The organism is Tabrizicola caldifontis (genome assembly GCF_004762095.1).
In the GTDB taxonomy this organism is placed as follows: Bacteria; Pseudomonadota; Alphaproteobacteria; order Rhodobacterales; family Rhodobacteraceae; genus Tabrizicola; species Tabrizicola caldifontis.
The window spans coordinates 54257-72987 of sequence record NZ_SIJH01000009.1 but is presented as its reverse complement, the minus strand read 5'-3'; the positions used below and the strand labels follow the sequence as shown (position 1 = coordinate 72987).

At 65.8% G+C, this 18731-nt stretch carries 14 protein-coding genes; 3 read left to right on the top strand and 11 right to left on the bottom strand.

The features are described 5' to 3' along the window. Positions 1 to 183: 183 nt before the first annotated feature. The 3 genes from EYB42_RS09165 to EYB42_RS09155 form a co-directional block, all read right to left on the bottom strand. Positions 184 to 642 (bottom strand): DUF1203 domain-containing protein, encoded by a 459-nt coding sequence (locus EYB42_RS09165; RefSeq protein ID WP_135449802.1) that lies wholly within the window; start codon positions 640 to 642, stop codon positions 184 to 186. Positions 643 to 709: 67 nt separating this feature from the next. Next, positions 710 to 1081, bottom strand: coding sequence for an HIT domain-containing protein (locus EYB42_RS09160; protein ID WP_135449801.1), 372 nt, complete (start codon positions 1079 to 1081; stop codon positions 710 to 712). 13 nt (positions 1082 to 1094) lie between these two features. Then, positions 1095 to 2672, bottom strand: a complete 1578-nt coding sequence (locus tag EYB42_RS09155; protein ID WP_135449800.1) for a DUF5928 domain-containing protein — start codon at positions 2670 to 2672, stop codon at positions 1095 to 1097. Positions 2673 to 2817: 145 nt separating this feature from the next. Here EYB42_RS09155 and EYB42_RS09150 point away from each other — a divergent pair, with 145 nt between their 5' ends. Then, the gene (locus EYB42_RS09150; RefSeq protein ID WP_135449870.1) at positions 2818 to 3636 is read left to right on the top strand and encodes a sulfotransferase family protein; all 819 of its coding nucleotides are present in this window, start codon (positions 2818 to 2820) and stop codon (positions 3634 to 3636) included. 87 nt (positions 3637 to 3723) lie between these two features. After that, positions 3724 to 7053: a carbamoyl-phosphate synthase large subunit gene (carB, locus tag EYB42_RS09145; protein ID WP_135449799.1), complete on the top strand. Its 3330-nt coding sequence runs from the start codon at positions 3724 to 3726 to the stop codon at positions 7051 to 7053. 107 nt (positions 7054 to 7160) lie between these two features. On the opposite strand, the gene EYB42_RS09140 is transcribed toward carB, so the two are convergent. Together EYB42_RS09140 and EYB42_RS09135 are read right to left on the bottom strand one after the other, a co-directional pair. Beyond that, a complete protein-coding gene (locus EYB42_RS09140; protein ID WP_135449798.1) occupies positions 7161 to 9542 on the bottom strand; it encodes a YbcC family protein in 2382 nt (793 codons plus the stop codon). A gap of 15 nt (positions 9543 to 9557) precedes the next feature. Continuing rightward, complete coding sequence (locus EYB42_RS09135) at positions 9558 to 11102, bottom strand: proton-conducting transporter transmembrane domain-containing protein (protein WP_135449797.1); 1545 nt, start codon at positions 11100 to 11102, stop codon at positions 9558 to 9560. 99 nt (positions 11103 to 11201) lie between these two features. On the opposite strand from EYB42_RS09135, the gene EYB42_RS09130 reads away from it, so the two are divergent. After that, positions 11202 to 12074, top strand: coding sequence for a LysR family transcriptional regulator (locus EYB42_RS09130; protein ID WP_135449796.1), 873 nt, complete (start codon positions 11202 to 11204; stop codon positions 12072 to 12074). Positions 12075 to 12088: 14 nt separating this feature from the next. Here the strand turns inward: EYB42_RS09130 and EYB42_RS09125 are convergent, their stop codons facing one another. The 6 genes from EYB42_RS09125 to EYB42_RS09100 all read right to left on the bottom strand — a co-directional run bounded on the left by EYB42_RS09125 (position 12089) and on the right by EYB42_RS09100 (position 18730). After that, positions 12089 to 13450 (bottom strand): FAD-binding oxidoreductase, encoded by a 1362-nt coding sequence (locus EYB42_RS09125; protein ID WP_135449795.1) that lies wholly within the window; start codon positions 13448 to 13450, stop codon positions 12089 to 12091. Continuing rightward, positions 13447 to 14604, bottom strand: coding sequence for an amidohydrolase family protein (locus EYB42_RS09120; RefSeq protein ID WP_135449794.1), 1158 nt, complete (start codon positions 14602 to 14604; stop codon positions 13447 to 13449). The genes EYB42_RS09125 and EYB42_RS09120 overlap by 4 nt, the downstream gene beginning before the upstream one ends. Then, a complete protein-coding gene (locus tag EYB42_RS09115) occupies positions 14601 to 15407 on the bottom strand; it encodes a creatininase family protein (protein WP_135449793.1) in 807 nt (268 codons plus the stop codon). The genes EYB42_RS09120 and EYB42_RS09115 overlap by 4 nt, the downstream gene beginning before the upstream one ends. A gap of 143 nt (positions 15408 to 15550) precedes the next feature. Then, the gene (locus tag EYB42_RS09110; protein WP_135449792.1) at positions 15551 to 17296 is read right to left on the bottom strand and encodes a SulP family inorganic anion transporter; all 1746 of its coding nucleotides are present in this window, start codon (positions 17294 to 17296) and stop codon (positions 15551 to 15553) included. Positions 17297 to 17394: 98 nt separating this feature from the next. Then, positions 17395 to 18279, bottom strand: a complete 885-nt coding sequence (locus EYB42_RS09105; RefSeq protein ID WP_135449791.1) for an MBL fold metallo-hydrolase — start codon at positions 18277 to 18279, stop codon at positions 17395 to 17397. A gap of 16 nt (positions 18280 to 18295) precedes the next feature. Beyond that, positions 18296 to 18730, bottom strand: coding sequence for a DUF6691 family protein (locus EYB42_RS09100; protein ID WP_135449790.1), 435 nt, complete (start codon positions 18728 to 18730; stop codon positions 18296 to 18298). Position 18731 lies beyond the last annotated feature (1 nt).

Genomic DNA, 18731 nt, shown 5'->3' with positions numbered 1-18731 from the left:
AGGCCGCAAAGCAGGCAGAGGGCAGACCGCGCCCCGCGCCCCTTCCCCTGCATGATTGCCCTTTGCCCAAATACTCCGGGGCGCTCGAGGGGCAGCGCCCCTCGTCAGCTTCGGCCGCGCGCGCAAGGCGCGCGGCCGAGAACACGGGCTTGCGGCGCCAGCCGCTCCGCCCGGACCCTGCGGTCACGCGCGCTCGATCCGGCACTGGTAGCAATTGTTCCGGGCCGACCGCACATGCAGATAGGCCACCCGCGCGTCCGCCAGAAGCTCCGCCGCCCGCGCCGGGATCGCCGTGGTCGCAACCACGCCCCCGGTGCCATAGACGATCCGGTCGTCGTCCCCGTAGCCCCGCAGGATGTAGTCGGGCGCGGCCAGCATCTCCGGCAGCCCCGCCTCGTCCCCGGCCTCGCAGGGATCCGCGCACAGGAAGATCGGCCCCACCTCGGCATAGGGCAGCGGCGCCGGGAAGGGCCGGTAGGCGAGGACCAGCATCCCCGCCCCCTCCGGGATCATCCGCAGGCAATGCCGGCAGGGATTGCCGTCCCCCTCCGACCGCTTCCGTTCCGGCACCTGGCCATTGGCATCCGCAGCGCCAGCCTGAAACTCCCGCACCTGGTCGGTCGGGATTGCAAGAAATCGCATCGCATCCTCCGTATCTTACCGGAGGATGCCCCGCGACACCCCGTCCGGCGACCCGGATCCTGCCAGATCAGATGCGCTCCAGCATCCGGCCCAGCGGCCGCCCACCCAGGATATGCAGGTGGTAGTGCGGTACTTCCTGATGGCCGTTCACCCCGGCGTTGGTGATTGCCCGGAAGCCCTCTTCACCAGACAGGCCCAGGATCGCGCAGACCTTGGCGACCGTGCGGTGGAAATCGACGATTTCCTCTTCCGACGCCTCGGCCGAAAAGTGATCCAGGCTGACGTAGGCGCCCTTCGGAATCACCAGCACATGCACCGGCGCCTGCGGGCGTATGTCGTGAAATACCAGCGTGTGCGGGGTCTCCATCACCGTCTTGTTGGGAATCTCGCCGCGCAGGATGCGGGCGAAGATGTTGGTCGGGTCGTAGGTCCAGCCCATCGGGAGACTCCTTTCAATCCACGAACAGGTAATCGGTGGCCGCGATCTCGCGCGCCTGACTTGGCGACAGCCCCAGAAAAGCGGCCAGCGGGCCGGCATTTTCCTCTGGCGAAGCGGTTTGCCGGATACGGTAATGGCCGGCCAGGTTCATGTCGCGCAGGCGGTCGCTTTCGAACCGCGCGTCATAGCGGATCGTCGGCAGAAGCCGCCGCATCGCTGCATCAGGGGTGTGCGGGCCTGCCAGACCCACACGACGGGCGTGGCCAACCAGATAATCGTCGGTGAATTCGCAGCCGACCTCCAGCAGCCGCACCTCGCCCCGGTCGCTGTAGAAGTCCTGGATCAGTTCGGTCGAGGCCGGATCGACGCAAATCACCAGCCGGTCGCTGTTCCAGTAGTCGAACAGCATCCTGACCAGTGCGCGGCGGTGGCGCATGCGCTTTTCCAGCGTGGTCTGGATGCCGCCCAGATCGGGCAGCGGTGTAGCCGCCTCGTTGAACAGGTAGTGCACCGCAGGCACGCCCGTAACCTGGCTGATCCGGTCCGCAAGCCGCTTTGCGACATGCCATTTCTTGCAGGTCACCAGCATCAGCGTGCGGTCGCGGCCGATGCTGGCCTCGGTTTCCCAGAACCGTGGAGCGAAGCGGCGACCAATCCGCCCGCGCCCGGTCAGGAACGCGAACTGCCTGCGTCCGTCGCCGCTGATGTCAAAGTGGCGGCCGGTTTCGGAATACAACACCCCCAGCCTTTCCTTCAGCATCAGCGCCTCCGGGCTGATCTTGCGCGCAAAGAGGTAATCCTGCGCAAGAAGCAGATCGTGGTGGTCGTCATGGAACGTCACGGGCATGCCGTAGTCGGTGAACATCAGGAAGGTCAGCGTCCGCGACCGGATTTCCCGTTCCGGCACCAGATGGTAAACGATGGTCTGAAAGAAGCTCTCGTCCGGGATCCATGTGGTGCGGAAGAAGCGCACCACGTCGCGGCGACGGTCGATGAAGTCCAGCACCGCTTCCACGGTTCGGCGGCGGAGACACCACCATTGGCTGCCGATGCGGATCTTCAGATCCTCGGGCACCTTGCGGGTCAGCCCCAGCCGTTTCTGCAGGTTCAGCGATGCATAGAACAGCTTCTTGCGCCGCCTTTCGTTGAACCAGTGGCGATAGATCAGCCGCTCTTCCTTGATGCCGGTCTTGATCCAGTCCGAGCTGTGAAAATCGAAGCTTTCGATATAGTCGGCTTCGTCGCGAGACAGCCATTCCCGCGCAAACTCTGCCGTCTTGATAGGCATGCAGTCGCCTGAAAGCATGTAGAAATGCGTCGCACGCGGAAAGGCCGCCACGGCGGCACGGACGGCCTCCAGCGTGGCGGCGACAAGGCTCCATTCACCCCAACCGCATTTCACCCGTCGCCTGGCAAAGGTGATCTGCGGGTTCGCAGCCAGCGCCTCGCGAATGCGGGCGTAATCTGCCGGTTCCGCGCGCGCGTCGAAGTGGATAGAGACAAAGTCCCCGGCGGCGGTCAGCCGTTGCGCCTGCGCAATGATCCCCTCGGGATCCTTGTGGCACAGCAGGATATAGGCGATCTGCGTCATCCGGTTCGCATCTGTGCTGTGCGGGTCATCCCCGCTTCCCTAAACCGCAGCGCAGTTCCTTGAAAAGCCCGAATTTGTCTGCTTGACTGCTACGACGTTGGCCTTGGCCATGTCTGATATCGATTGGCCTTCGGAGGATTGCCGCATGGGGTTTCCCGGCACGTGGATGACGGAATCGGAAAGCGTCGTCTACCGGGTTGTTCCGAAATGCGCCTGTTCGACAATCGGACAGATCATGTATTTCTCGGACCATGGCCGGTTCTTCGACGGCGACATCCACGATTCCACCACCGGCCTGCACAAATGGGCGCAAGAGCATAGCCAAGCCCCGATCGAACGCGCGGTGCGCGGGCGCCAGGTCTACGCCTTTACCTGCGTGAGGAACCCCTATACGCGCATCCTGTCCTCTTTCTTCGACAAGATCTGCGGCATCCAGCGCAACGGCCGGCGCTATCGCGGCAATCTCGTGCCGCTGCTGATCCAGAAATACGGGATCGAGGTCGGGGGCGAGGACGGCAAGCAGGACTTCGACCAGATCGCCAGCTTCCGCCGGTTCCTTCTGTTTGCGCGCGACACGATCCGCTGGAAGAAACCGATGGAGCCCGACATCCACTGGTCGGCCATGTCGGGGCACATCTCGACCTTCATCGTCAACGGCGGGCGCTACAACCACATCTTCTTCACCGAGGATTTCAATCCCGGAATGCAGGTGGTGCTGGACAACATCGAGACGCGCCATCCGGTGGACCTGACGCAGATCCCCCGGTTCAACGAAAGCGAAGGCCACGGTCCGAAACGCGCCCACCCGGTAGAGGCCTATTTCGACGATCTCTCGATGCACCTGATGTGGGAGATCTACAAGCGGGACTTCCAGCTGTTCCGCTATGATTTCGAGAACCCGGCAAACAAGATGCCGAAAGGCCCGGTCGATCTTGACGAGGTGCATGCAAAGCTGGGCGACTGAGGCCAGCCCGCGGTCGGTTTGCCCCTTGCGCACTGACCGCTTCTGTCTATAACCCCCGGCAATTTGCGACATGGATGGGGGCAGGACATGCCGAAGCGGACCGATATCAAATCGATCATGATCATCGGCGCGGGCCCCATCGTCATCGGCCAGGCCTGCGAGTTCGACTACTCCGGCGCCCAGGCCTGCAAGGCCCTGCGGGAAGAAGGCTACCGGGTAATCCTGGTGAACTCGAACCCCGCGACGATCATGACCGATCCGGGGCTGGCCGACGCCACCTACATCGAGCCGATCACCCCCGAAGTCGTCGCCAAGATCATCGAGAAGGAACGACCCGACGCGCTTCTGCCCACGATGGGCGGGCAGACGGGCCTTAACACCGCACTGGCGCTTGCCGACATGGGCGTGTTGGAAAAGTATAAGGTAGAGCTGATCGGGGCCAAGCGCGAAGCCATAGAAATGGCAGAAGATCGCAAGTTGTTCCGTGAGGCGATGGAGCGGATCGGGCTGGAAAACCCGAAAGCGACCATCGTTGCCGCGCCCAAGCTCGCCTCGGGAAAGTATGACATTGCCGCCGGCGTGAAGCAGGCGATGGAGGCGCTGGAATACGTCGGCCTGCCCGCGATCATCCGCCCGGCCTTTACCCTCGGCGGCACCGGAGGCGGCGTGGCCTACAACCGCGACGACTATGAACAGATCGTCAAGCAGGGGCTAGAGGCCAGCCCCGTCGCCCAGGTGCTGGTGGACGAAAGCCTGCTCGGCTGGAAGGAATACGAGATGGAGGTCGTCCGCGACAAGGCCGACAACGCCATCATCGTCTGTTCCATCGAGAACGTCGATCCGATGGGCGTTCACACCGGCGATTCCATCACCGTCGCCCCGGCGCTGACCCTGACCGACAAGGAATACCAGATCATGCGCAACGGCAGTATCGCCGTCCTGCGCGAGATCGGGGTGGAAACCGGCGGGTCCAACGTGCAATGGGCGATCAACCCGAAGGACGGCCGAATGGTCGTCATCGAGATGAACCCGCGCGTCTCGCGTTCCTCGGCGCTGGCGTCGAAGGCGACGGGGTTCCCCATCGCCAAGATCGCGGCCAAGCTGGCAGTGGGCTACACGCTGGACGAGCTGGACAACGACATCACCAAGGTCACGCCTGCATCCTTCGAGCCCTCGATAGATTATGTCGTGACCAAGATCCCGCGCTTTGCCTTCGAGAAGTTCCCGGGAAGCGAGCCGAACCTGACCACCGCGATGAAGTCGGTCGGCGAGGCCATGGCCATCGGCCGCACCATCCACGAATCGCTGCAGAAGGCGCTGGCCAGCCTTGAAACCGGCCTGACCGGCTTTGACGAAATCGCGATTCCCGGCGCACCCGACAAGGCGGCGATCATCAAGGCGCTTGGCCAGGCCACGCCCGACCGGCTGCGAACCATCGCCCAGGCCATGCGCCACGGGCTTACGAACGACGAGATCCAGGCCGTCACCGCCTTCGACCCCTGGTTCCTCGCCCGGATCCGCGAAATCATCGACACCGAAGCGCGCGTCCGCAAGGAGGGCCTTCCCGTCACCGCCGAAGGATTGCGCGCGCTGAAGATGATGGGCTTCACCGATGCGCGTCTGGCGAAACTGACGGGCCGCGACGAAGCCCAAGTCCGCCGCGCCCGGCAGCGGCTGGGGGTCACCGCCGTCTTTAAGCGCATCGACACCTGCGCCGCCGAGTTCGAAGCGCAGACGCCTTACATGTATTCCACCTATGAAGCGCCTGCGATGGGGGACGTGGAATGCGAATCCCGCCCCACGTCGGCGAAGAAGGTCGTCATCCTCGGCGGCGGCCCGAACCGGATCGGTCAGGGCATCGAATTCGACTACTGCTGCTGTCACGCCTGCTTTGCCCTGACCGCGGCCGGCTATGAGACCATCATGGTCAACTGCAACCCGGAGACGGTCAGCACCGACTACGACACCTCCGACCGCCTGTATTTCGAGCCGCTGACGCTGGAACATGTCCTGGAAATCCTGCGGGTCGAGCAGGAGAATGGCACGCTGCATGGCGTCATCGTCCAGTTTGGCGGCCAGACGCCGCTGAAACTGGCCAATGCGCTGCATGCCGAAGGCATTCCTATCCTCGGCACCTCGCCCGATGCCATCGACCTGGCCGAAGACCGCGAACGGTTCCAGAAACTCCTGCACGACCTTGGCCTGAAGCAGCCCAAGAACGGCACCGCCCGCTCGCGCGAAGAGGCGTTCCGGGTGGCGCACGAGGTCGGCTATCCGCTGGTCATCCGCCCCTCCTTCGTCCTTGGCGGCCGCGCGATGGAAATCGTGCGTTCCGACGAACAGCTCGACCGCTATATCTCCACCGCCGTCCAGGTTTCGGGCGACAGCCCGGTTCTGCTCGACAGCTACCTCTCCGGTGCCGTCGAGGTTGACGTCGATGCGTTAAGCGACGGCAAATCCGTGCATGTCGCCGGAATCATGGAACATATCGAGGAAGCCGGCGTCCACTCCGGCGACTCGGCCTGCTGCCTGCCGCCGCACCAGCTTTCGGCCGAGACCGTGGCCGAGCTGAAGCGGCAGACCGAAGTGATGGCCCGCGCGCTGAATGTCGTCGGCCTGATGAACGTGCAGTTCGCAATCAAGGATGGGGTGATCTACGTTCTCGAGGTCAACCCCCGCGCCAGCCGCACCGTGCCCTTCGTCGCCAAGGCCACCGATTCGGCCATCGCCTCGATCGCCGCCCGGCTGATGGCCGGCGAACCGCTTTCGGCCTTCCCGGTCCGCCCGCCCTACCCCGAGGGCGTCGGCCCCGACAGCCCGCTGCCGCTCGCCGACCCGCTGACGCTGGCCGATCCGCAGACGCCCTGGTTCAGCGTGAAAGAGGCCGTCCTGCCCTTCGCGCGCTTCCCCGGCGTCGATCCGGTGCTGGGGCCCGAAATGCGATCCACCGGCGAGGTAATGGGGTGGGACCGCACCTTCCCGCTGGCCTTCCTGAAGGCCCAGATGGGCGCAGGCACCATCCTGCCGACCGAGGGTCGCGTCTTCCTGTCGGTCAAGGATGCGGACAAGACCCCGGCCCTGGCCGCCGCCGCGAAAGATCTGGTGGCGATGGGCTTCACCATCGTTGCAACCCGGGGCACCGCCCAATGGCTTTCCTCGCAGGGAGTACAGGCCGAACCCGTCGCCAAGGTCTATGAGGGCCGCCCCAACATCGTGGACCGTCTGAAGAACGGCGAGATCGCCCTGGTGATGAACACGACCGAGGGCACCCAAGCCGTCAGCGACAGCCGCGACATCCGTCGTGTCGCTCTGATGGACAAGATTCCCTACTTCACCACGGCAGCCGCGTCGATTGCTGCGGTCGCGGCAATGAAGGCCCGCGACGAGGGATACGGCGTTCGCACCCTGCAAGGCTGACCGCTGCCTGGTGCCTTGGCACAACGCCGCAGGGTGTCTGCAGAACGCTTGCCGGGGCAGGTCTCAGGCAAAGCCTGCCCTGACCCGGCAACGGGTCTTTCCGCGTGCTAGGCCGCCAGACCGGTTTCGGACACGGCCTCCTGCCACTTAAGTCCTGGGCGGTACCGGGCGGCAACCCGGCCATTCTGCAACGCGAACAGGTGTAGCCAGCCGTTGTCGAACAGCTGGCGCACTGCATCATGCTTGCGCAGGACTTCGGTCATCGCCTCGGTCGGGGCCTCGATCATCACCGAAAGCCGCAGCGCGTCGTGGGCGGGGCGTTCCCCGTCATGCACGGTCTGGACCGGCAGACCGGGGCGCAGCAGGCCCCCGTTCCCTTCAACAACGCCGATGCCGCCGACGACATTGTGGATCAGCTTGTTCCCTCCACCAAAGACCTGCGGCGCTAGGGTCGAGCCGTAGTATTGCAGACTGATCCAGCTGGCGACCACCACAGGCGCGGTGAGGATCAGTTCCAGCGTGGCAAAGCCCTTGTCCTGGGCCCAGTCGTAGCTGTGCAGGAAGGCCCGGCCCTTCAGATCGCGTCCGGCCGTCACGCCCCGTGGCGCAGCGATGAAGGCGGCGCAGCCGGCAAGGCCCCATTCCGGACGCACCTCTGCCCAGTCCCTTGCGCGCCGCATGAGGGTGTCGGGCGTAGCACCGGGCAGCCTTGGCGACCGCTCGGCCCGCGCCTCGTGTCCGGCGGCGGCTAACCAAGCCCGGGCCTGGGCCAGATCCGCGGCATGGCCCGGCGCCGGCGTGTCGAGATAGAGCGTGACCTTGTCGGTCACCGTGTCATGCAGGCCGGCAACGAAAAGGGTGTCGTCCGGCAGGCTCAGGCCGAGGCCCGGCAATCCGGCGCGGGTTTCCGGGTGGTTCAGCAGCGCGGCCAGCAGCCGGGAGGAAACCTCGCCCGTCTGGCCCGAACAGGCGCCGCAGTGATAGGCGCTTTCGTGCGGATTGTTCGTGACCTGCGCCCCATGTCCAACCAGCAGGACCAGCCTGGCGTGGCCCTCGGTCAGGCTCATCGCCCGCAGGACCGTCGCCGCCGTCTGCGCCTTCTGTTCAGGTGTCAAGCCGCCCTCGATCCTCGGCATCGGCGCAGGTTTCAGCCCCTCTGCCCCCAGCCCCAGCACATCCCGCATGAGCTTGCCGCCATAGACCGGACCGGCCGCTTCCACGAATGCGAAAGAAGAAACTGCCGCCTGCCGGAAACGCCCCCAGGCCCGCCTTGCCCTTGCGGCGATCCGTCGTGTGGCTTCCTCGTCCTCGGCCCCGTGGCTGGTAGAGGTAAGCGCCGGGGTCAGCAGGGCAGGCAGATGGGCCTGCAGCTCATCCGTTCCCGCAGGCCGATGCGCAACCGGAAGGCCGAAGAAGCCGGCGAAGCCCAACGTCTCGATCGCCTCGTCCTGCGCTTCAAGAGCCCGACGCAGGACTTCGGACCGCACGTCGATGCAGAAGGCAGCCTGAAGCCTGGCCCGTCCCCCGCGCGCGACGGTTCCAGTCAGTTGCGCGCCAAGCCGGCGCTGATGCGCCCGTTCGGCAGCATCCTGAAGGATCGCGTCAAGCACCTGATCGGCCGTCGGCTGCACGGGTTCGGCATGGATGGCGACAATGGCTTGCCAGTCGGCTGCAACCGCGGGACAATGAATCAGCAGCGCCTCTTCCCAGACCAGGCGGATTGCAAGCAGGTCGGTGATCGTTGCGTCGGTTCCACCCGCAAGTTCGGCCTGCCACAGCATCCAGCGCGCGTGCATCGGCCAGCCGCCAAGGTCGATGAGCAGCCGGTGGAATGCGGTTTCTGCGGCACCGGGTCCAAGCCCCAATCTGTCAGCCGCGCGCAGGATGGCGCGGTCGGCGGAATCGGGTGCCTCGGCCACATGGGCAGAGAACCCGGTCAGTCCGGCGATTTCCGGTGTCAGGTCATGCGTCGCCCATTCACGCCAGGCGGCGTAGGCACCAGACCCCGGGCGTGGTGTCCACAGGGCCTGCCCCCGGTCGAAATGACCCGCTGCCCACAGGCCGACGGTGCGGGCAATGATCGCCGGCCAGTCCGTCCCGGTGGCTGCAGCGGCCAGTTCCGCAACCGTCGGCAGCGCCTGCGGTGCCGGCGCCGGACAGTGCATCCGCGCCTTCAGCATGGCAAGATCCCGCGGCTTGACCGGCGAGGGCGATGCGATCAGGGCGGCGGCAAGGTCATCTTCGGTGATCTCTCCCGCTGACACCTTTGCCGTCAATTCGGCGCGCGACCGGGTGAGGCAGACCCCAGCCACCCTGGCCAACCGGGCCGATGCGGTTGCAAGATCTTCACCGGTCTGCCCGAGGAAGGGGTTAACGGCGACGGTCGCATCCAGCGGAAAGGCGGGCGGGATGGCCCTGGCTGCGGCATCGGCGGCGACCAGCAGCTGCGAGGCCAGGGTCGGGGCGATGTGCGTGTGCTTGTGGAACATGAAGGGTCTCCAGGATCAGGATTTCGTTGGTGCCCGGTAGCCGCCGATCAGGCGGTCAAGCAGCGCATTCAGGTAAAGGCCGTTCGCCAGATGCACGCGCAGTCCTGCCGTTGCGGGATGATGCGCCCAAAGCGGGAAAAGCGCCTGGGCAAAGGCAACCAGGCCGAAGCTCAGGACCGCAAGAACGATCAGCGCCCATTCCAGCGGGCCAGCCAGCGGTGCTGCGGGAAGCGACGGGCCCCAGACGGCCTGCGCCAGAACCTGGAAGCTGAAGTAGGCCAGGGCCGCGGCCAGCGAGGCAGCGACGGTCCGCCGGGTCAGGGCTCCGGGCGCGGCATCTGCCAGCCCCTGTGCGACAAGGTAGGAGACTCCGAAGATCAGCATGGCCCCCAGCGCAAGTGCCTGCGGCGCCTTTTCGCCCACCAGCGCCGTGAACGCGACCGCCACCGCGGCATAAAGCGCAATGGCCAGTGCGAATGACCTTGTCACGGCCGAAAGGTCGGGCACGGCTACTGGCCCCGGCTTGCGGATGGCGTTGACAGCCCCGACCGCGCCTCCCGACGACAGGAATGCGTGCGCCTTGTAAAGCGAATGGGCGACGATGTGCAGCAGCGCAAGCGCCCAGAGGCCCAGCCCGCATTGCAGCAGCATGAAGCCCATCTGCGCCACCGTCGACCAGGCAAGCGAGGTCTTGACCGCGGCCTGGGTCAGCATGACCAAGGCCCCGAACAGCGCGGTCAAGCCGCCGATCATGACCAACGCGGCCATCGCTCCGGGGCTTGCCTGGACCAGACCCGACAGCGTGATCAGCAGAACGCCGCCCGAGTTGATGATGCCCGCATGCAGCAGGGCCGAAACCGGCGTCGGCGCTTCCATGACTTCGGTAAGCCAGCCGTGCAGCGGAAAGGCGGCCGTCTTCATCGCCGCAGCAAGAACCAGCAGTCCGACAGCGGCCTGCGCCGGCATCGGCAGGGCCTCGGCCCGGGTCAGCGCGGCGATCTCGACGGTCCCGAAGCTGTGCCATAGAAGAACGGTTGCCGCTATCAGTGCCAGATCGCCCGCCATCCAGACACGGGTAAACTTTGCCGCCGCGCGCCGTGCCTCGGGCCTGTCAGGGTAGAACAGAAGAAGCTGCCGCAGGACCAGCCCGGTTGCCATGAAGGCTGCGACAAGAACGGGCAGGCTTGCAGCCTGGACAAGGGCCAGCACGCTGGCCGTTGCAGCCAGGGTCAGGCCATGGAACCTGCCTTCCCTGGACTCTCCGTCCAGATACCGGCACGAGAAGCGCACGACCACCCAGCCCACGAAAGACACAAGCAGCGCAAGCGTGACGCTGACGGCATCAAGCCGGAATACGGCAAGACCACCTGGGTTCAATGTCAGCGGACCGGCCGTCAGAAGCTGGACAAATCCTGCCAGTCCGAGGGCCAGGGCGGCAAGCATGGCGGCCTCGGCCATGACAAGCAGGGCGCCGGGACGGCGACCGGGGCGTGCGGCGAAGGTGACTGCTGCGGCAAGCAGCACGAGCGGGGCAAGGACAATCAGCGGGAAATCTGGCATGGCCAACTCCGGGGTTTGGATCACGCCCAGTCATCTAGCGCTTGCGTTAATTCTAAAAAATTACATATATTATGCGTAAATGTTCTATTTGTTAGAACCATGGCCCTGCTGAACCTTCACCACTTGCGCCTGTTCCGGGCCGTTGCGATCGATGGCACCCTTACAGGTGCCGCACGGCGCCTCAGACTTTCGCAATCGGCCCTGTCCAGCCAGCTGAAGGCGCTGGAAGCGTCGCTGGGCCAGGATCTGTTCGAAAGGCGCGGCCGGGGTCTGGCCCTTACCGAGGCCGGGCGCATCGCCCTTGACCATGCAGAAACGATCTTCCGGACGGCAGATGACCTGACCGCGACCCTGCGCGAGACAGGACGCGCGCGGCGGGCCCTGCGCGTCGGGGCCCTTGCCACGCTGTCGCGCAACTTCCAGATCCAGTTCCTGCACCCCCTGATCGGGCGCCCTGATGTCGAGGTTGTCCTTCGCTCCGGCTCGCAGGACGAGCTGCTGCGCGGGCTAGAGGCGCTGGCGCTGGACGTGGTGCTGACCAACCTTGCCCCCGCGCGCGATGCGGCCAGTCACTGGCTGGTGCATCGCATCGACGAACAGCCGATCAGCCTGATCGGCACGCCCGCGCGACTTGGACCGGATAGCCGGCCACTTCGTGCCCTGCTTGGCGAAAGCCCGCTCGTCCTGCCCACCCGCGAGACTGCGCTGCGGTCGGCCTTCGACGCCCTTGTCGATCGGATGAACGTGAGCCCGGTCATCGCGGCCGAAGTCGATGACATGGCAATGATCCGGCTTCTGGTGCGGGCGGATGCCGGGCTTGCCATCATTCCGCCGATCGTCGTGCAGGACGAACTGCAAGCCGGCACACTGGTCGAGGCAGCCCGGCTGGACGGAATCAGCGAAACCTTCCTGGCGGTGACCAGGGAACGGCGATTTCCCAACCCGCTGCTTGCGGATGTCCTGTCGCGCTGACAGGACGACGCGGCCTATTTCGCCATTCCCGAGGTCCAGCCCCGCGTCTTGCCTGGGTTCATCAGCCCGTAGGGATCGGCCTCGCGCTTGAAGTCGATCTGGACGGTGTCGATCGCCTTCATGCCGCCGTCCTCGATCGTGATCGCATGGGGATCGTAGATCGCGCAGCCCTCGGCCTCCAGCTCTGCGATGATCTGATACATCCGTTCTTTCGTCGTCCAGCGCACGATGGGCAGCGCGAAGAAATGCACCTCGCCGGCCATGCGGGCGGTTTCGTGGTGCCAGTAGATTTCCTCGCCATAGCGGTCCCGTTGCCGGGCGCAGAGCGCATAGTCCAAGGGGGGCGCGTAGGCGACCTGAAGATAGGTCCAGATGCCGGGCTCGACCTTCAAGGCCTGCAGCGTGGTATGGTTCCAGCCGCATTCCCAGACCGGGGGCAGGCCAGCCGCGCCCATCTCGGCGTCGGTCTTCACCAGCACGATCTTGCCGCCGTGAGCCGCGACCAGTGCCTCGAAATCGGCAAGGCTTTCGGGGCCGATCATGGCGAAGACAGCGTCATGGGTGTGGGGGAAGATGTTCGCGAGCTTCTTGTAAAAGCGCGAGAAGCGGCGTTCGCAGACCGTCAGCAGGAAGCTTTCGATTCCCGCTTCAGCCGCCGTCACCGTCGCCTTCAGCGCGGTGTCGTAGCCGTCGAACAGCGCCACCACCTGGCGGTAGTCGATCTTCGGCGTCAGGCCATAGTCCATGGCCGTGATGATGCCGTTGGTGCCGTAGGCGTGCTGGACCTTCAGGATATCCGGCCCCTGCAACTCGATCACCCTGGGGGTTTCCTCGAGCGTCACAAGGCGGATCCAGGTGATATTCGTGCCATCCCGCAGCATCCCGTTGCGCAGCGACCCGATGCCTCCCGACCCGCCCGAAACGAAGCCCGCCATCGTCGCCAGCCGCTTGGTCGAGGGGAACATCGACAGCATCTGCCCGGTCTCGGCGACGGCATGCTCGACCCGCTCGATCCGCGCCCCGGCCTCGCAGACGACGCGGCCGGGGGTGATCTCGATGATCCGGTCGAGCTTCGTCATCTCCATCACCACCCCGCCTTCCAGGGGCACGCACTGGCCATAGTTGCCGGTGCCGCCACCGCGCAGGGTCAGCGGGATGCGCAGGCGCGCGCAGGCGGCTGCAACCGTGATCACCTCGGCCTCGGTCCGGGGCTGGACGACCAGCTGGCCGCTCAGCGGGTCAAGCTGTTCCTTCAGGATCGGCGAATACCAGTAATAGTCGCGCGACTTGGCCTGGACGTATTTCGGATCGTCCATCGCCGGCACCTCGCCGATCATGGCACGGAAGGCGGTCAGTTTTTCCATCGGCACGGTCATGGCGCTACCCCTTCGGCATGGGGACAACCCGCGCGCCAGACCTGACGCGGCACGCCCGGGCGGGCGAGTGCGGACAGAAGGTCTGGGGCGGGGAACAAGAGGAAATCGGCAGGCTCGCCCACGGCCAGCGGCTGAGGTGCAAGGCCCAGGGCGCGGGCGGGGGCCTCGGTGATCGCGCCCAGCCATTCGGCAGGGTCGAGATGCGCGGCCAACGCCGCCAGACGCAAGGACTCCAGCGGGTCATGAACGCCCATCGGATAGAACGGGTCGCGCACGTTGTCGGTACCCAGGAGGACCGGCACCCCGGCGGCGCGCAACTCCTGCGCCGGGGCAAGGCCGCGCAGGCGGGGGCTGCGGCCGGGGGTCATGTCCTGGAGGTAAAGGTTCGTGGTCGGCATCACCGTTAGCGCCACGCCCGAGGCCGCCAGCGCGTCGATGGCGCGGTCGGCGTCGGACCGGATCGAGAGCGAGCAGGCATGGCCGCAAAGCACCCGGTCCCCCATGCCGCGCCGCGTCGCCTCGGCCGTGATCAGATCCAGCGCGGCGGCTTCGACCTCCAACCCTTCATCGACGTGGAAATCAAGCCACAGATCGTGCCTTTCGGCCAGGTCGAAGACGAAGGGAATGCCGTCCTCCAGCCCCGGATGACGGTAGATGAAGGCCCCCAGCACCTGCCCGTCGCGCGCAACCCTTTCGGCGATCTTCGGCCCGTGGCCGGGGTCGCCCAGCAGGTCGATCGGCGAAAGCGAGGCCCGCACCAGCATCATCCGGTCGGCCCATTCCTCGGCGACCTCGGCGGCGACCTCCCACGCCAGCGGAACGGCGGGTTCGGTCCAGTCAATATGGGTGCGAACCGCGCGGCAGCCGGCGGCCCACGCCTCGGCCATCCCGTCCTCGATCCGCGTCAGCAGATCAAGCGGCGTCCAGCGCGCCTTGTCCGCCGCCATTGCCTCGATCGCGCCGAAAAGGCCGAGCCGGTCAGCCCGGGCGCGGTGGATGGTAAAGGCCTTGTCGAGGTGGACATGCGGTTCCACCGGCAGCGGGATCGCGGTCTGCGTTGCCGGGCCGGGCATGGGCTCGATCGCGGCGATGCGGCCATCCTCAAGCACGAGGCGCACGGTCGCGCCGTTCAGGTTGACCGCATCAAGGATCATGGCGCGTCAAGGTCCGGGCTTCGGGAAAGATGATCCAGCGGCATCCGGTCCACCTCTTGCAGCAGCGTCACGATCTGCCGGGCGGCGTGGTCGATGACCTGTCGGCCCTTCTCTGCCGTCGCAAGGCTTGCGTTGCCGCAGGCTCCGGCCGGGTGCATGTCCTGCGCGGCCCAGGCAAGCTTGCCCGCGGGCGCCAGGCCCAGGTGCCGCGTGCCGAGGTCGGCAACCAGCGGGCGGAAGTCGCGGGCGTGGTCCATGCGCACGAGATCGGGGTGCAGCGCACGCATGACCGAGGTCTCGATATCGCCGGCATGGATGCCGAAGCGTTCCTCTTCCGGCGTGAACAGACCCGGCGGCATGCCCATGGCAAACCAGTTGGCGGCGACGACCAGCATCCCGTGGCGCAGCCGCAGGTCGCGGGCGACGATGTCCATGGGGGCGATCTGGCCGCCATGGGAATTCAGGATCACCAGCTTGCGCACACCCGCGCGCGCCACCGAGTCGCCGATCTCGGACCACATGGCGATCAGCGTAGCGGCGGAAAAGGTCAGCGTGCCGGGAAAGGCGGAATGTTCGTCTGACTTTCCTACCGGAAGTGTCGGCAGGATCAGCGCGGGCAGATCGTCAGGCAGCAGCGGGATCGTCGCGGCAATGATGCCGTCAAGGATCGCCTGATCCACTCCAAAGGGTAGATGTGGCCCGTGCTGTTCGATGGCCCCCACCGGCAGGACGGCGATCAGCCTGTCGCGCGGCAGGGCGGCAAAATCGCGGGCCGTGAAGTCGGCCCATAGACGGTGTTGCATCGGTCCTCTCCCCCGGTCACGGGAAGGTTGGCGCGACAGGCGGCGAAGTCAAACGCTTTGGCGCGACAGGGGGATCAGTTCGATGGCCTTGCCGCCTTTCCGCGCGACAGGACGGGCCACGCACCGAATTTCCACCGTGACGCTCAGGATTGGACAGGTCGCCCAGACGGCTTCGCCCGGGCGCCGGTCAGGGCAACAAAGGCATCGTATTGCGACTTGAAGACCTTTCCCGTCAGGTGCTGAAGGAAATCGGTGGTCTGCAACCGGTCCATCACCGGGCCCTTGACCTCGGACAGGTGCAGGCGGATGCCGCGGGCCTGCAATTCGCGTTGCAGTTCCTCCAGCGTTTCCAGCGCCGAATAGTCGATCGAGTTCACGGCCGAACACATCAGGACCACATCGGTCAGCTGCGGGTCACCGGAAATGCGGTCGAGGATCATGCCTTCAAGAAAACGGGCGTTGGCGAAATACAGGCTTTCGTCGATGCGCAGGGTCAGCAGCGTCGGGCAGGTTTCGACCCTATGGCGATGGATATTGCGGAAATGTTCGGTACCGGGGACAAGGCCCACTTCAGCCACGTGCGGTTTAGCCGTGTTCAGCAGGTGCAGAAGGATCGACAGCGCCACCCCGACCGAGACGCCGGTTTCCACCCCCAGCGCCAGGGTGACAAGAATGGTCGCCGCCACGGCGGCGAAGTCACGTCGCGAATAGGCCCAGGTGTGGCGCAGGATCTTCAGGTCCACCAGGCTCAGGACCGCGACGATGATCGTGGCAGCCAGCGTGGCCTGCGGCAGGAAGTAGAGCAGCGGCGTCAGCGCCAGCGCAGCCAGTGCGAGGCCGACCGCGGTGAAAGCCCCTGCGGCAGGCGTCTCGGCCCCGGCATCGGCATTGACGACCGACCGGGCGAAGCCCCCGGTCACCGGCAGGCCCCCGGTGAATGAGGCCCCGATGTTGGCGGCCCCCAGTCCCAGAAGTTCCTGATCCGGGTCGATCCGCTGGCGGCGGCGCGAGGCCAGCGTCTGCGCGACCGAGACGCTTTCGACAAAGCCGATGATCGAGATCAGCGCCGCCGGGATCAGCAGGACCGAGACCAGCGATGGCGAGAGGTCGGGAACCGTGAAGGGTGGCAGTCCTTGCGGCACCTCTCCCACGACCTTGACGCCCCGGTCGGCAAGGCCCAGCCCCCAGACCAGTGCGGTGGTCGCTGCTACGGCGAAGACCGGGCCGGCCTTGGTCAGGATGTCCGCAACCCTGGTCGGCGTGCCCAGCGCCAGCAGTGCCGGCTTCATACCCTTGCGCACCCAGAACAGGAAGGCCGTGGCACCTGCCCCGATCGCCAGCGTGACCGGGTTCGTCTCACCGGCGTGCAGCCACAGCGCGTGCAGGATTTCGGGCAGGGTGTCGCCTGACCCGGACACACCCAGAATGTGCCGCACCTGCCCAGCCGCGATCAGCACACCGGCGGCGGTGATGAAGCCCGCGATTACCGGATGGCTCAGGAAATTGGCCAGGAACCCCAGCTTCAGCATACCCATCGCGAACAGCATCAGACCGGACAGCAGTGCCAGCGTCAGCGCAGCCGCGGCATAGCCCGCCGTGCCGGCCTCTGCCACCTGGCCCACGGCGGCGGCGGTCATCAGCGAGACCACGGCCACCGGCCCCACCGCCAGCACCCGGCTGGAGCCGAACAGGGCGTAAAGGATGATCGGCAGGATCGAGGCATAGATCCCCGCCTCGGGCGGCAGGCCGGCCAGCAGCGCATAGGCCAGCGACTGTGGCACCAGCATGATGGTGACGATCAGCGCCGCCATAAGGTCGGCGCCAAGCGTCGCGCGGGAATAGCTGCGGCCCCAGTCGAGGATGGGAAGCCGTCTGGCAAACGGGGACATGGATCAGGCTTTCGGTTGGGTCGGGGGGCGCATTTCCCTGCCTTGCGGCCGGTCTTCTGTGGCGAAGAGCAACCGCAAGGACGCGATGAGCAGTGGGCTTACAGCGCGTTGATCGGCACCTTGAGGAAGCGCTTTCCGCTTTCGTCAGGCGGCGGCAGGTCGCCGCCACGCATGTTCACCTGCAAGGACGGGATGATCAGTTTCGGCATGGCCAGCGTCTTGTCGCGTTCGGTGCGGAACCTGATGAACTCTTCCCGCGTCTTGCCACCGCCGACATGGATGTTGTGGGCCTTTTCCTCGGCCACAGTGGTTTCCCACCGGATGTCGCGGCCGTTCGGGCCGTAGTCATGGCACATGAAAAGCCGCGTCTCGTCGGGCAGCGCCAGCACCTTCTGGATGCTGTCGTAAAGCGTTCCGGCATCGCCGCCGGGGAAGTCGGCGCGGGCCGAGCCGCCGTCAGGCATAAACAGCGTGTCCCCCACGAAGGCCGCGTCGCCCATGATGTGGGTCATGCAGGCCGGCGTGTGGCCTGGCGTGTGCATGGCGTAGCAAGTCATCGTGCCGACCTGATAGGTGTCGCCATCATCGAACAGACGGTCGAACTGCGACCCGTCACGCTGGAACTCGGTCCCTTCGTTGAAGATCTTGCCGAAGGTGTCCTGTACCACGGTGATGTTGCGGCCGATGCCGATCTTTCCGCCCAGATGCTTCTGGATGTAGGGCGCGGCCGAGAGGTGGTCGGCATGGACATGGGTCTCGATCAGCCATTCGACCTTCAGACCCTTCTCCTTCACATAGGCGATGATCTCGTCGGCATGGTCATAGGTGATGCGCCCGGCGGCATAGTCGATGTCCATCACGGAATCGACGATGGCGCAGGCGTTGGACCCCGGATCCTTCACCACATAGCTGATGGTGTTCGTAGCAGGGTCGAAGAAGCCCTTCACCTCGGGCTTTACGGTCAGATCGACCTTGACGGTCATGTCGTCCTCCATTCGGTCAGGCCGGCTTGCGGGCCAGAATGCGGCGGGCTTCGATCGCCCGCGCCAACAGAAGGCCGCCGATCAGGGCAGCTACGAAAAGGAACACCTCGATCCGGCCGGTGCCGAGCGCGGGCAAGGCACCACCCGGGCAGAAGCCCGAGATGCCCCAGCCCACGCCGAATGCAGCCGAGCCGAGAACGAGGCGACGGTCGATCACCCGGGTCTGCGGCAGGTCGAAGCGGTCGGCCATGACAGGAGCCGGGCGGCCAAGAACCAGCCGGTATCCGGGGATCGCCACAGCCAGCGCACCCCCCATGACGAAGGCAAGGCTGGGATCCCAGGTTCCGGCAAGGTCGAAGAAGTTCAGCACCTTGGCCGGGTTCATCATGCCCGAAAGCGCGATTCCCGTGCCGAATATCACACCGATCAGCAGGGCGGACAGCAGGCGCATC